A 12,842-nucleotide genomic window follows, 5' to 3' on the forward strand; every position below is an offset into this window, starting at 1 on the left:
GTTATCAATCGCCTCCTCGCGCCCGTTCGAGTATACGGCGGCAGCGGAACGGGGCCAACCGGTCCGATTCAGAACGCGGCCACCAGGAACAGCGCCACGGTGCAGCCGGTGGCGCCGAGCCAGGCGAGGCTGCGCAGCAGGTGACGATCGGCGATGTAGAGGGCACCGTAGAGAACCCGCAAGAGCACAAAGGCCAGCGCCAGGGCGTTCACCACGCCCTGACCGGCGTCGAGCTGCTGCGCCGTGAGCACCGCCGCCGCGAAGGGCGGAAACGCCTCGAAGCCGTTCTGCTGCGCCCAGTTCGCTCGCTGCCGCCATCCCGCCTGCGCCGCCAGCCACTCCCGCGGCCGGCGATTGTTGAACCGGGATCCACCGGCCTTGGCGATACCGGCGAAAACGACGGGGAGAAAGGCGGCGATGAGAATGCACCAGTAGGCGAGAGGCATTGGGAAAGAATCCTGTCTGGAAAATGTTGGCGTTCAGAGTAGGGCAGTCGATGGGGTGGGGCAAGCAGGGGATGGGGAGGTGATCAGGTCGCAGCCGAAGAAGAACACCGGGTGCGGAGTTGGAGGCGCTTCAGCGCCGAAACCAGGGAGGATGCAGTGAGAGCGGGTCGGGACTGAAGTCCCTCCTACAAAAGAAAACGGGCGCCCGAAGGCGCCCGTTGATCACCAGACTGGTCTGGTACGACTGCTTAGAAGTCGTAGATGGCCGAGGCCATGACGCGGACGGCGTCTTCGGACTCGCCGCCACGCTCAGGCGTGCGCTTGTGGTAGCCCACTTCCGCGCCATAGGTGACACGCTCAACCGGCTGGAAAGCGTAGTTGACGTAGACACTCTGCCAAGTGTCGTCCAAGAACGGGTCGTCTTCGTCCCCAGCCGCTGCGTCATTATATTCCTCAACGTCAGCGTATGCGTACGCGTAGGCGACGGTCGCTTCACCGATCCCAATTGCTTGACTTACGCTAACGGTGCCGCCGATCGACTCGATAGTCTCAACAGAGCCATCAATGAACCGTGCAGGGGCGCCAGGCTGGAAGTAATTATAATTGCCAATACCGTCACCACCCGTGATAGCTCCTCGGATGGTTGTACCCGGTGCAATTTCCATGTTGGCAGCCGCGTAAACGCCGTAACCGACGGCACTGTCATCATCGTTGCCATCGTCGAACGCTAACTGGCGCACCATGGCGCCGGTACCGACGTTCACAGCCCCGAAGCTATCTTCGTAGCTGACGGTGAGATCCGGCAGCTCAGCCTTTTGCTCGTCCTGAGGCTCCAGGCCAGCCCAACCAGAGGGGAACGCCAGCGTATCGTCATTGGCTTCAAGTGCCACTGCAACATTGCCCATGGTATACCGAACCTGCTGCTGCAGGTCCTGGCCGGGCTGGCCGATGGCGTTGGTGAAGTCCAGGGTGAACGGCGTGCCGACGAAGGTGTTGAAGTTGGACCAGGTGCGGCCAACCAGGATGTTGTTCCACTGGCCGTATACTTCACGCAGGCGCGGGCTGGAGCCATCATCGGCGCCGAAGTCCATGTTCACGAACAGTTCCAGGTCGCCCTGCTCGGTCGGGGTCACCGTGCGGAAACCGAACCGGCTCTGGCCGACGTTGAACCGGAAGTGGCCGTCGGAATTGTCGGTGCCGATGTTGTCCGGGTTGGCGAACCAGCCGAGGCGATCGTCCGCATCGTAAATCAGGTCGCCCTTGACGTAGCCCTCAAGGGTCACCTCCGTGTCACCGGCTTCAAAGGTTGCGGCATTGGCGTTCATGGCGGCAGCCATCGCCAGTGCGGAGAAAGAACCTACAGCAGTTGCCTTCATTGTACGTGTTGCCATTCTTCTTTACTCCTGTGATGAGTCATCAAGAGACGCACTTAAGTGGGTGCCCTGTCGCGGGAAAGTTACACCCCAAAACTGCTTACTCCCTCAGTGTAGCGTGCTCACACGGGATGCAAGGAGATGAAAGCAACATCCCGTTGTGCGGTCGCAACAAGCGCAACAATACGCGCGTGACAAACGCGTGACAAGCCCCGTCATAAGGGCGTCTCCGGCGGATTCAGGCAGGTTGTTTTCGTAACGCTGAAATGTTGTACGTCACTCAGTATCTGTGGCGGGCCGCCATGCAGGGCGGTGGGTGGAGACGGCGCTGCGGGGGTCGTTCGGGTCCGGCTCCGGTTGCGGGGTGTAGCCGAAGCGCGACGGCAGGGGGGCGTCGCCCAGCCCGTGCAGCGGGACGCGGCCGGCCGGTAGCAGGAGGGTGACTTCGGCACCGGAGCCGGCCACAAGGGCGGCGAGGGCGTCGTCCAGCGGCTGCATGTCGCTTTGCAGGTGGTCGGCCAGTTGGTCCAGGTCCTGGGCGTGGAGCAGCCCCGGGCCGTGCTCGGTGACTATCACCACGTCGCCACTGGCGGTCATGCCGGCTTCCCGCAGGGCGGTCACGGGCTGCCCGGTGTGGGTGCGGAGCTGGCCGTCGTCCATCAGACGGTAGATCCAGGGGGTGGCCTCGAGATCCGCGTAGGCGCGCTGGGGGCCGTTCTGGAAAAAGGCGCGGCCCTGGTCGTCCAGTCCGTAGTTGCGATGGATGAACTCGCGGGTGCGTTCGTGGGTGACCACATGTCCCTGCAGCAGGAAGTCGCCACGGTGGTTGACGCCGATGTAGCCGTAGACGGCGGGCACGTCGGGCCAGCGGGCCATGGCCCTGTGGACGGACTCATCCATTCTGCGCTCTCCGGATCGGGTGGTGCCGGGCGGATGCCCGGGGACGCTTCGATCATGTCCGATCCGCGGCAGTGTGTGAAGGGGTGTTGCTGTGCAGTTACGGATGAGCGGTCGGGTGGCATTGCCGTATAGTCGTGCTGTACTGAACAGTTGGGGCCATGGAGTGTCGTCATGGTATCGGGTAATCAATAGAGGACGGGTTTATGACCACGGCAATCTGGATCATCGTTGTGCTGATTTGCCTCGTGGGCGGCATCTGGTTGGGCCGCTACACCGCACCGGGCGTGGAGAAGGCCCGGGAGATGGAGCAGGAGCGCGACGAGGCCAATGCCGAACTGCAGCGTTACCGGGAGGATGTGCGCACGCATTTCGAGAAGACGGCCCACCTGTTCAACACCGTGACCGGCTCCTACCGACAGCTCTACGAGCATCTGGCCGAGGGCTCCGAGCGCCTGGGCACGGGCACCAACTCCGGCCTGCTGGAAACCCGCCCGGAGGACCGACAGCTTCAGGGGCCGGAGGACATCGAGGGCGAGAGCGAAAAGGCGCAGACGGCAGCCTCAAACGAGGCGTCCGGTGCCGACGCCGCGGCGGAACCCGCTGAGGAGCACGCCAGGGCAGAGCCGGAGCAGAAGGCGGAGCAGCATGCAGCGCCGGAGCCGGAAGAAGACCAGGCGGACAAGGCACGCCGGCCGGACGCGGACCCCGCAGCAGAGCCCGCGGCCGAACATGGCGACACGCCGACGCCGGAGGACGTGCAGCCGCCTCGCGACCACGCCGACACGGACGAGGAAGCCGGCCGGCCCGAGGATGAACAGCGGCGGGCGTGATTTTCGCAGGCGCGTGGCGTAACGCGCGTGAGATGGTCGGAGCCTGATGGTGGACTGATGGTGGACCTGAAGGTCCACCCTACGGAGGCTCTACGGAGGCCCCGGGGCGATCGCAGGCGTAGGGTGGACCTTCAGGTCCACCACCCACCACCCTCCATCCACGATGCACCAAAGAAAACAGCCGCATCCATCCCGGATGCGGCTGAAAGGGCAGTGCCCACGAGGTAAAGACAGTTTCAAAGCGGTGCGCGGTCAGAACTCCATTTTCACCCCGGCCCAGACTTCACGGGATTTCCCGGGCCGTACGCCGGCCGGGCGGTAGTGCGCGATGTACTCCTTGTCCGTGAGGTTCTCGACGGCGGCGAACAGCCGTGCGTTGGGGTGCACCCGGTACTCACCGGAGACGTCCATGAGCAGTCGGGAGTCGATCTCCTGGCCGCTGAACTGCGGGTCGGCCCGGGCATTCACGGAAGTCACATAGTTGGCGTTGAGGGTGACGCGCCAGTCTTCCTGACCGATGCCCGCACTGGCATTGATCTGGTGCTCGGGGATTTCCGGCAGTGAGTCGCCTTTTTCGGCATTGGCCCACTGGTTCGGGGCGCTCTCGCCGATCGACTGCGCGAAACGGCTCTGGGTCAGGGTGTAGCCCAGGCTGAGGGGAACCGCGTAATCCCAGCCCTGGGAGCGGCCGAGATCGTGGATTACCAGGGCCTCAAGCCCGTAGATCTCCACTTCCCCGGCGGAGACGTTGTCTCCGATGTCGGCCTGACCGCAACCGCCGCCCACGGCGGTGCATTCGATGTTGATGTTGCTGTAGTCGTTGAAGAAGCCGATGACCTCCGCGCGGGTGTTGGCGCTGCTGTAGCGGAAACCGGCCTCGTAGTTGGTGCTGCGTTCTTCCCGGGCATCCTCGTCAGTGCCACCAGGGGCAAAACCGCGGTGCACGCCGGCCAATACACTCCAGTTGGCGTCGATGGCGTACGTGGCGCCAATGCCTGGAATCCAGACCCGATAGTTGGCGGTCGTGTCCCGGTCCTGGTTGGCGCCTGAGCGCTCCGGATCGTCCCAGTCACGGCGCCGGATTTCGATGTCTTCGTATCGCAGGCCGGTCTGGATCTGCCACGGCCCCTGCCGCATGGTGTTCTGGACGTAGGTGGCGATGGCGTCGGCTTCGGTCAGGCGGTTGGTGGTTTCGCCGGGAGTACCGCGTTCCACCTGGTACATGTCGCCTTCAGGGCCCATTTCGTACTGGTCCTGCCACTGGAAGCGGTCTTCTTCGTCTTCATGGAAACGGAGGCCCACCTCCAGTTCGTGGTCCCAGCCACCGAGATCGAACCAGTAGCCACCGGTGAAGTCGATGCCCTGGGCGTAGTACTCGCGGTTGTTGGCGCGGACGGCGCCACGGGCATCGTTATCGTTACCCTGAATCCAGGCGAATTCACTGGCGAAGCCACCAGGATTGTCGAGAATGTCCGTTATGCCGGTGAATGAGTCCGAATCATCAAAGTCTGCCCCCTCTGGTGCCACTTCATGCAGCTTGTACCAGTTCCTCACCGTGTCCGTGCGGTAGATCGTGGTAGTCAGATCGGTGTTCGGCGTCGGGTTGATGTAGTGCCGCAGCTGGAACAGTTCGTTCTCGGTGTTGATCTCGTCCTTCTGCGAGCCGTGGTAGCGCCGGTACGGGTCATCCCGATAGTCGCTCTCCGTCAGGCCCAGATAGGTATCGTTTACCGTGCGGTCGTCCCGGGCGTACTTGAACTCCACTTCCTGGTAGATGGCCGCCGCCGGGTCGGTGTTCCAGCGCAGCTTGGTCATGATGTTGCGCCGGTCCAGGCCGGTGTTCGGGTCCGGCTGGTTCGGCCCCGACGCGGGGTTGTCCAGATTCTTGAAGCCGTCGGACTGCTCCGTGAACCCCTCGATCAGCCAGCCGAACTGCCCCGCGCCCTCGGGAAGGTCCTCCGTTCCGCCGACGTTGGCGTGTACGCGCCGGCCGTTGTTGGAGCCGAACAGCACATCCGCCTTGCCGCTGGTGTCGTCGGGGATGGGGGTGGAGAGCATGTTCAGCGCGCCGCCTGTGGTGTAGGGCCCGTGGCGGATGGCACTGGAGCCTTTCTGTACTTCCACTCGGTCCATCCGTGCCATGGGCGGGAAGTAGTAGGCGGCCGGCGCGGAGTAGGGCGCCGGGGCGACGAGGACGCCGTCTTCCATGACCGTGACACGGTTGTTCCGCTCGGGTGGAGTGCCGCGCATGCTGATGTGCGGGAACTGGCCGTAGCCTTCTTCCTCGGCAATGTTGACCCCGGGGATGGCCCGGAGAATACGGTGCGGGTCGCTGTAGCTGTGACGGTCCAGTTCGTCGCGGTCGAGTTGCTGGGCGGAGCCGGGGACATCCTGAATCCGGTCCGGGTCGCCGGTGATGCTGATGCGGTCGAGCAGGGTGGGGGAGCGGTTACCGTCGTCGGCGGTGGCGGCACCGGCTGCGGCGGCCAGGCCAAGAGCGGTGACACCGGCGATGGCGTGGCTGCGTCGGAGCAAGATCATTGTATGCCCTCCTGAACTGCGGTGTTGGTAGTGACGGTTCTGGCATTTTGTTTTCGGGAACTCTACGGAACAGAAATGAAATCGTCAATGAGAATCGTTCGCATTCATGTAGGGAGGTTTGGATTTGCCCGGGAGAGCGAGTAGACTGCGTAACGGTTAATTGAACAATCAAACAACAAAAGAAAGGGCCAGTGTCTGGCTCTGCAGGATGACGGCTGGTCCGCAAACCCTGGTGTCAGCGTTTGCGGACATGGTCGTCCCCACTTAAAGTTCCTGTTGAAACGGGGCCTCGGTCGACCGGGTGTCGGTCCGCAGGCCAATGAGAACAGCCGACATGCGCGGGGTCACCGTCGGGGTAGGACTCACACCTCTGGCGCCATCTGCAGCATGAAGGCCTCATCCATGGGCAGATTCATGTCTGAAGAGTACAAACTCGTCGTTGAGAATCTCTACAAGATCTTCGGCCCCAAGCCGAAGGAAGCCATGCACCTGGTCAAACAGGGCTGGCACAAGGATGACATCCTCGCGAAGACGGGCCACACGGTCGGTGTGCAGGATGCGAACTTCGCCATCCGGCCCGGCGAGATCTTTGTCGTCATGGGGCTGTCCGGGTCCGGCAAGTCAACGCTGGTGCGCATGCTCAACCGTCTCATCGAGCCGACATCGGGCTCGGTGAAGATCGACGGGCGGGACATCACCCGGATGAGCAAGAACGAGCTCATCCAGATGCGCCGCAGCGACATGAGCATGGTATTCCAGTCGTTTGCGCTCATGCCGCACAAGACGGTCATCGACAACGCCGCTTTCGGCCTGGAAGCATCGGGTGTTCCCCGGGAGAAGCGGCGTGCACGCTCAAAGGAAGCACTGGAAGCCGTCGGGCTCGGTGCCTGGCTCAACAGCTACCCCCACGAGCTCTCCGGCGGCATGAAGCAGCGTGTCGGGCTTGCCCGGGCGCTCGCCACGGACCCGGCCATCCTGCTGATGGACGAAGCGTTCTCGGCACTGGACCCGCTGATCCGCACCGAGATGCAGGACGAGCTCATCGAGCTGCAGCAGCGGGATCAGCGCACGGTGGTGTTCATCTCCCATGATCTGGACGAAGCGATGCGCATCGGCGACCGCATCGCCATGATGGAAGGCGGCCGCGTGGTGCAGGTGGGCACGCCGGAAGAGATCGTCAGCAACCCCGCCGACGACTACGTGAAGTCGTTCTTCTACGGGGTTGATGTCAGTCAGGTTTTTGCTGCCGGCGACATCGCCACCAACAAACAGGTCACCGTGATCCAGCGCCCCGGGGTGGATGTGTCGGCAGCGCTGGCGCGGCTGCGGGAGCATGACCGCGAGTTCGGCATCGTGGTGGATCGTAACCGTGCATTCCAGGGCATTGTCAGCGCCGAGGGCCTGAACCGTGCCAAGGACTCCGGCGGTGAAGACCGCTGGTCCGCGGCGTTTGAGGAGGGGGTGCAATCGGTGCCCCGGGACAAGCCGCTCAACGAAGTGATGGGCCTGGTCGCGGATTCGCGCTGGCCGGTGCCGGTGGTCGATGGTGAGGGCCGTTATGTCGGCTCCATCTCCAAGACCGCGCTGCTGCAGACGCTCAACAAGGCGGGGTAAATCATGGCTTTCATTCTGGACGAGATCGAGATTCCGATCGGACGCTACGTGGAATCTGGCGTCGACTGGATTCGCAACAACATGGAACCCGCTCTGGACGGCTTCGCCGGCGTCGTCGGGTTCTTCACCAACAGCTTTGCCAACCTGCTGCTCTGGCTGCCCATGGAGATATTCATTCTCCTGGTGGCGATCGTGTCGTTCTGGCGGGTGGGCTGGAAGTTCGGCATTTTCTCCGTGTTGTCCCTGCTGCTGATCGCCATCATGGGGCTATGGGACCAGACTATGTCCACCCTTGCCCTGGTGCTGGCGGCCAGTGTGGTGGCGTTGTTGATCGGCCTGCCCATCGGCATTGCCATGGCCCGCAACAATACGGTGGAAGCCATCGTGCGGCCGGTGCTGGACTTCATGCAGACCATGCCGCCTTTCGTCTACCTGATCCCCGCGGCGATCTTCTTCGGGCTCGGTCAGGTGCCCGGTGCCATTGCCACCGTGGTGTTCGCCATGCCGCCGGCCGTGCGCCTCACCAATCTGGGTATCCGGCAGGTGAGCGCCGAGAACGTGGAAGCAGGGCAGGCCTTCGGGTGCACCGACCGGCAGCTGCTGTTCAAGGTACAGCTGCCCCTGGCGCTGCCCAACATCATGGCGGGCATCAACCAGACCATCATGCTGTCCCTGTCCATGGTCGTGATCGCGTCCATGATCGGTGCCGGCGGTCTCGGCAACACGGTGCTGACCGGTATCCAGCGGCTGAACGTGGGCCTCGGTTTCGAAGGGGGGCTGGGCGTGGTCATCCTCGCCATCCTGCTGGACCGTATCACCCAGAGTTTTGCGCCGCAGTACGGCAGCGCCCGCCGGCGCGGCATTCTCGACTTCCTCAGGCGCTGGCAGGACGGAAAACAACAGACGGCGTGAGTTTCGTTATACTGGGGGTCGGCCCGGGGTATTGGCCCCGGGGTCGTTTCAGAGGGCAATCGAGGAGTATCAGAATGTTACAACACGCAAGTCGTACTCTGGCCGCCTTGGTGCTTGGTACTGCCATGGTGGGAGCGACCACCGCCAGCGCGGACAATGAAATCCAGATCGGCTGGACGGCGTGGTCTGACGCGGAGTTCGTCACCAAGCTCGCAGAGCGCATCCTCGAAGACGAAATGGGCTATGACGTGGACCTGGTGCAGACCGACATCGCACCCCAGTACGAGGGGATTGCGGGCGGCAGCATCGACCTGATGCTGATGTCGTGGCTCCCGGACACGCACGGCGACTACATGGACCGCGTCGCAGGCGATGTGGTTGACCTGGGTGCCCTGTACACCGGTGCACGCCTCGGCTGGGTGGTTCCGGACTACGTTCCCGAAGATGAACTGAGCTCCCTTGAGGACCTCACCAATGACGATGTCCGGGAGAACCTGGGCGGCCAGATTACCGGCATTGATCCGGGCGCCGGCCTGACCAGCCTCTCCGAGCAGGCCATTGAGGATTACGGCCTGGACTACGAGCTCCAGCTCTCCAGTGATGCCGGCATGACCGCCGCACTGGAACGCGCCTACGGGCGTGACGAGTGGATCGTCGTCACCGGCTGGAGCCCGCACTGGAAGTTCGGTGCCTACGAGCTGCGCTACCTGGAGGATCCGGAAGGCAGCCTCGGCGGGCCGGAGCGGATCCACGCCCTGGCGCGGGAAGGCTTCCCGGCGGACTTCGAGGACGCCGCTGCCATGATCACGCGGATGTACATCCCCATCGATGATCTCCAGGAGTACATGTTCTACGCCCAGGAAAACTCCTATGAAGAGGCCGTGGAGAAGTACCTGGAAGAGAACGAGACCCGTGTGAACTACTGGGTAACCGGCGACCTCTAAGCAACACAGGCCGCTTGCTGAAGGCCCGATCGGCTCAGGCCGGTCGGGCTTTTTTCGTGCATGGGCGCTCCGTTACCGGCTTTCTCGGCGCCGGCGAAGGGGGCAGAATAGACGGGGCGGGGCGTTGGGACCCCGATGGAGCCAGGGGATGATGATGAGACAGTTACGCGTGCTGGGTGTGGCGTTGGCCGTGCTGGTGCTGCTTGCCGGCTGCGCGACGCAGGTGGACCGCGTGGGCGAGGGCGAGACCGAGGATCTGACCGGTCGCTGGAATGACCGTGACTCCAAGCTCGTATCGGAGGAAATGGTCGGCGACATGCTGGACCGGCCGTGGCTGGCGCGGCACCTCAACAACAGTGACGACAACCCCACGGTGATCGTCGGCGAGATCCGCAACCTCAGCGACGAGCACATCAGCACCAACGCGTTCATCCGCGATATCGAGCGGGAGCTGATCAACTCCGGGCGTATCACGTTCGTGGCCGACCGTGGCGAGCGGGAGGCGATCCGGCAGGAGCGGGAGGACCAGGGCCTGCATGCCCGGGAAGAGACACGGAATCCGGCCGGCCTGGAGCTGGGTGCCGATTACATGCTGACCGGCACCATCAACACCATCCGCGACGTCGAAGGGCGCACGGAGGTGGCGTATTACCAGGTGAATCTGGCGCTGACCAGCCTCTCCGACAACACGCGCGTCTGGGTCGGACAGAAGGAAATCCGCAAGGTGATCCGGCGCGGGCTGTTCCGCTCCTGACAGGCCGCCCCGGATGGGTGGCCGGCTGCTCTGCGTTCTGCTCCTGCTGCCCGTTCTCGGGCTGGCGGGTTGCGCCGTGTCACAACCACAGGACCGGATCGAGGATCGCCTGCGGGCGAATGACACCGCCGGCGCGCTCGAGGCCGCCGAACGGCTGGATTCCAGGCGCAACCAGGCCCTTTATCGCCTGGAACGGGGCATGCTGTTGCGCTTCGACGGTGACCTGGAAGGCAGCATCGACGAGTTTGAACAGGCGAAAACCCTGCTCGGCCAGCTCGAGCCGATCAGCCTCAGCGAGACGGTGACCGACTGGGCGGTGGCCGAGACCGCCGACACTTACCAGGCCAGCGTTCACGAGCGCCTGTTGCTGCACGTGATGCAGATGCTGAACTTTCTGGAGCTGGGCGATGTGCAGGCGGCGAGGGTGGAGGCGCTGCAGGTGGATCTGGGGCTGCGCCGGGTTGATCCGGTGGACGGTGCAGCGCCCCACGGGGGCGACGCCTTCGCCCGTTACCTCAGCGGCGTCGTGTTCGAAGCCAGTGGGGACCGCAGCGATGCGCTGATCGCCTACCGACGGGCGGCCCAACGCTATCAGGCCCTGAATCAGCCCGTGCCCCGGGACCTGCAGGTCAGCCTGCTGCGGTTGCTGGACGCCCTTGGTCTGCCGGACGAGCGCGACCGCTGGGCGGAGACTTTCGGCATCAGCGCGTGGCGCCCGGCCTCGCCCGACACCGGGCGTCTTCTGCTCGTGGTGCAGAGCGGCTTCGGGCCGCGCCTGGTGGAGGGCACGGTGGCCACCCAGGATCCGCGCACGGGCCAGCTCTACCGCATCTCACTGCCAGCGGTGCGCCGCCAGGGCGACCCCACCACCGGCCTGCACATTGCCGTGAACGGTGAGCAGGCGGATGGCGAACGGGTGGAGTCGGTCCACGCCTCGGTGGATCGCTGGCTCGATGCACGCATCCCGTTGCTCACCGCGCGTGCGCTCAGCCGGAACGTGGTGCGCCATCAGGTCTCCGCCCAGGCCCGTGACGAACATGCCGGGCTGGGGGTACTGGTGAATCTCGCCGGGTTTCTCTTCGAGCAGGCGGACACACGCCTGTGGCGCACCCTGCCGGACAGCATCTGGATGGCCCGGCTGGACCTGCCGGCGGGGGAGTACGACCCCGAGTTCCGGGTCCGGCGGCGCGGCGGTGGCGCCGAGGTGCTGCACCCCGGCACGGTCACCATCGAGCCGGGCGGGCTGGTGGTGCGCACCATTACCGTTCGCTGAGCCGCGCGTCCAGCAGGCGCCTCTCCAGGCCGTCGCGGAAGTTCAGAAAATGGCGGGTATTGGCCGCGAAATCGGCGCGGCCAATCCGGGAACGGCTGTGGAAATAGAGTGTGCTCAGGTCGGTGTCCACCGGGTGCAGCCGCACGTACACATCATCCTTCATGCGCAGCAACGGCGTCATGGCCACTGCCTGGATGGCGTAATTCTCCTCGCTCACGTGGACGATGTCCCAGCCGAGCTCCTCCATGACCGCCCGGGCTTCCGCCCAGGCCTCGTCCGGCGGCGCATCGTAGAGACGCGGCCGCAGCTCCGGCCGGATGGCGTTGCTGCGCGTCTCCACGCTGTTGGTCGTGAGGTAGATGCCGGCCCGGGCGAACGGGCCGGGCTCGTTCATCAGCGGTGGCCGGTTCTTCAGTATGGTGCCGATCGCGGTGACCACGGCGAGAATCAGTACCAGCAGCAGGAATCGGACGGCGGCGTTCACGGCGTTCATGATGGCCTCCCGGCCGGCGCGTGGGGGGTTACCAGGGAATCGCCATGCGGTCCTGGTAGAAACCACCCCTCGGCCCGTCATTGCCCACGGTGGCGAGCCACACGATGCCACGCACCCCTTCCGCCGGAGACCGGGGCGCGTTGGCACCGCCCATGCGCGTCTTCACCCAGCCGGGACTCGCAGCGTTGCACAGGATATTCTCGTTGCGCACCTCCGCGGCGACGATGCGGGTGAGGGCGTTCAGCGCTGTTTTGGCAAGCCGATAGGCCGTGAACTCGCCCTTCATCTCGGAGATCTGCGCCAGGCCGGTGGAGACGTTCACGATACGCCCGTAGTCGTGCCGGCGCATCAGCGGCACTGCCAGCTGACACAGGCGTAACGGGCCGTACAGGTTGGTTTCCATGCTCTGGCGCACCTGCGAGAGGTCGGTGTCGAAGACACTCGTGGCTCCGGGTGTATCGGGCGCACCGTCGGGCATGACGCCGGCGTTGTTGATGAGCACGTCCAGCCGCTGATAGCGCTCCTCGATGAACTGGAACAGGCGCACCCGGCTCTCTTCACGGTCCACATCGAGAGGGTGGTAGACCACCGCGAGCCCTTCGCTCTGAAGCTTGTCCACGGCGGCCTTGCCCTTGATGCCGTCGCGGCTCGTGGCCACGACAGTATGCCCGAGCCGCCCGAGCTGGCGAGCGGTCTCGAAGCCGAGGCCACGGTTGGCACCGGTGATGACGCTAACGGGCTGATTGTCGCTCATGGCGAGAA

Annotated in this window: 12 protein-coding genes; 6 read left to right on the forward strand and 6 right to left on the reverse strand. The window is 64.3% G+C overall.

Features of this window, described 5'->3' with window-relative positions; genetic code table 11:
- Nucleotides 1-68: 68 nt before the first annotated feature.
- The 3 genes from BMZ02_RS02090 to BMZ02_RS02100 form a co-directional block, all read right to left on the reverse strand.
- The gene (locus BMZ02_RS02090) at nt 69-446 is read right to left on the reverse strand and encodes an MAPEG family protein (protein WP_091639511.1); all 378 of its coding nucleotides are present in this window, start codon (nt 444-446) and stop codon (nt 69-71) included.
- Between the two features lie 248 nt (nt 447-694).
- Nucleotides 695-1,837, reverse strand: coding sequence for a DcaP family trimeric outer membrane transporter (locus BMZ02_RS02095; RefSeq protein WP_139209119.1), 1,143 nt, complete (start codon nt 1,835-1,837; stop codon nt 695-697).
- Nucleotides 1,838-2,095: 258 nt separating this feature from the next.
- On the reverse strand, nt 2,096-2,719 hold the full coding sequence (locus BMZ02_RS02100) for a DUF2946 family protein (protein ID WP_091639514.1): 624 nt from the start codon (nt 2,717-2,719) through the stop codon (nt 2,096-2,098).
- A 203-nt stretch (nt 2,720-2,922) separates the two neighbouring features.
- Between BMZ02_RS02100 and BMZ02_RS02105 the strand changes: the two genes are divergently transcribed.
- A complete protein-coding gene (locus BMZ02_RS02105) occupies nt 2,923-3,549 on the forward strand; it encodes a Z-ring associated ZapG family protein (protein ID WP_091639516.1) in 627 nt (208 codons plus the stop codon).
- A 252-nt stretch (nt 3,550-3,801) separates the two neighbouring features.
- On the opposite strand, the gene BMZ02_RS02110 is transcribed toward BMZ02_RS02105, so the two are convergent.
- Nucleotides 3,802-6,090 carry a TonB-dependent receptor family protein gene (locus tag BMZ02_RS02110; RefSeq protein WP_091639517.1) on the reverse strand — a complete coding sequence of 763 codons (2,289 nt, stop codon included), beginning with the start codon at nt 6,088-6,090 and terminating at the stop codon, nt 3,802-3,804.
- 414 nt (nt 6,091-6,504) lie between these two features.
- Here BMZ02_RS02110 and proV point away from each other — a divergent pair, with 414 nt between their 5' ends.
- The 5 genes from proV (at nt 6,505) to BMZ02_RS02135 (ending at nt 11,587) form a co-directional block, all read left to right on the forward strand.
- Complete coding sequence (proV, locus tag BMZ02_RS02115) at nt 6,505-7,704, forward strand: glycine betaine/L-proline ABC transporter ATP-binding protein ProV (protein ID WP_091640369.1); 1,200 nt, start codon at nt 6,505-6,507, stop codon at nt 7,702-7,704.
- 12 nt (nt 7,705-7,716) lie between these two features.
- Nucleotides 7,717-8,616, forward strand: coding sequence for an ABC transporter permease (locus tag BMZ02_RS02120; RefSeq protein WP_091640370.1), 900 nt, complete (start codon nt 7,717-7,719; stop codon nt 8,614-8,616).
- Nucleotides 8,617-8,741: 125 nt separating this feature from the next.
- Nucleotides 8,742-9,560, forward strand: a complete 819-nt coding sequence (locus BMZ02_RS02125) for a glycine betaine ABC transporter substrate-binding protein (RefSeq protein ID WP_425425066.1) — start codon at nt 8,742-8,744, stop codon at nt 9,558-9,560.
- A 154-nt stretch (nt 9,561-9,714) separates the two neighbouring features.
- Nucleotides 9,715-10,314, forward strand: a complete 600-nt coding sequence (locus BMZ02_RS02130) for a penicillin-binding protein activator LpoB (protein ID WP_216110663.1) — start codon at nt 9,715-9,717, stop codon at nt 10,312-10,314.
- Nucleotides 10,315-10,327: 13 nt separating this feature from the next.
- The gene (locus BMZ02_RS02135; protein ID WP_091639521.1) at nt 10,328-11,587 is read left to right on the forward strand and encodes a COG3014 family protein; all 1,260 of its coding nucleotides are present in this window, start codon (nt 10,328-10,330) and stop codon (nt 11,585-11,587) included.
- Here BMZ02_RS02135 and BMZ02_RS02140 read toward each other — a convergent pair.
- Nucleotides 11,574-12,080 (reverse strand): DUF1499 domain-containing protein, encoded by a 507-nt coding sequence (locus tag BMZ02_RS02140; protein WP_171909771.1) that lies wholly within the window; start codon nt 12,078-12,080, stop codon nt 11,574-11,576. The genes BMZ02_RS02135 and BMZ02_RS02140 overlap by 14 nt on opposite strands.
- Before the next feature lie 28 nt (nt 12,081-12,108).
- Nucleotides 12,109-12,834 carry an SDR family oxidoreductase gene (locus BMZ02_RS02145; RefSeq protein ID WP_091639524.1) on the reverse strand — a complete coding sequence of 242 codons (726 nt, stop codon included), beginning with the start codon at nt 12,832-12,834 and terminating at the stop codon, nt 12,109-12,111.
- Nucleotides 12,835-12,842 lie beyond the last annotated feature (8 nt).

Origin of the sequence: Aquisalimonas asiatica, assembly GCF_900110585.1 — a bacterium.
Taxonomy (GTDB): Bacteria; Pseudomonadota; Gammaproteobacteria; order Nitrococcales; family Aquisalimonadaceae; genus Aquisalimonas; species Aquisalimonas asiatica.

Excerpts from the sequence above, each read along its gene's own strand:
- BMZ02_RS02090 (WP_091639511.1), bottom strand. The coding sequence starts at position 446 with ATGCCTCTCGCCTACTGGTGCATTCTCATCGCCGCCTTTCTCCCCGTC.
- BMZ02_RS02095 (WP_139209119.1), bottom strand. The coding sequence starts at position 1,837 with ATGGCAACACGTACAATGAAGGCAACTGCTGTAGGTTCTTTCTCCGCA.
- BMZ02_RS02100 (WP_091639514.1), bottom strand. The coding sequence starts at position 2,719 with ATGGATGAGTCCGTCCACAGGGCCATGGCCCGCTGGCCCGACGTGCCC.
- BMZ02_RS02105 (WP_091639516.1), top strand. The coding sequence starts at position 2,923 with ATGACCACGGCAATCTGGATCATCGTTGTGCTGATTTGCCTCGTGGGC.
- BMZ02_RS02110 (WP_091639517.1), bottom strand. The coding sequence starts at position 6,090 with ATGATCTTGCTCCGACGCAGCCACGCCATCGCCGGTGTCACCGCTCTT.
- proV (WP_091640369.1), top strand. The coding sequence starts at position 6,505 with ATGTCTGAAGAGTACAAACTCGTCGTTGAGAATCTCTACAAGATCTTC.
- BMZ02_RS02125 (WP_425425066.1), top strand. The coding sequence starts at position 8,742 with ATGGTGGGAGCGACCACCGCCAGCGCGGACAATGAAATCCAGATCGGC.
- BMZ02_RS02130 (WP_216110663.1), top strand. The coding sequence starts at position 9,715 with ATGAGACAGTTACGCGTGCTGGGTGTGGCGTTGGCCGTGCTGGTGCTG.
- BMZ02_RS02135 (WP_091639521.1), top strand. The coding sequence starts at position 10,328 with ATGGGTGGCCGGCTGCTCTGCGTTCTGCTCCTGCTGCCCGTTCTCGGG.
- BMZ02_RS02140 (WP_171909771.1), bottom strand. The coding sequence starts at position 12,080 with ATGAACGCCGTGAACGCCGCCGTCCGATTCCTGCTGCTGGTACTGATT.
- BMZ02_RS02145 (WP_091639524.1), bottom strand. The coding sequence starts at position 12,834 with ATGAGCGACAATCAGCCCGTTAGCGTCATCACCGGTGCCAACCGTGGC.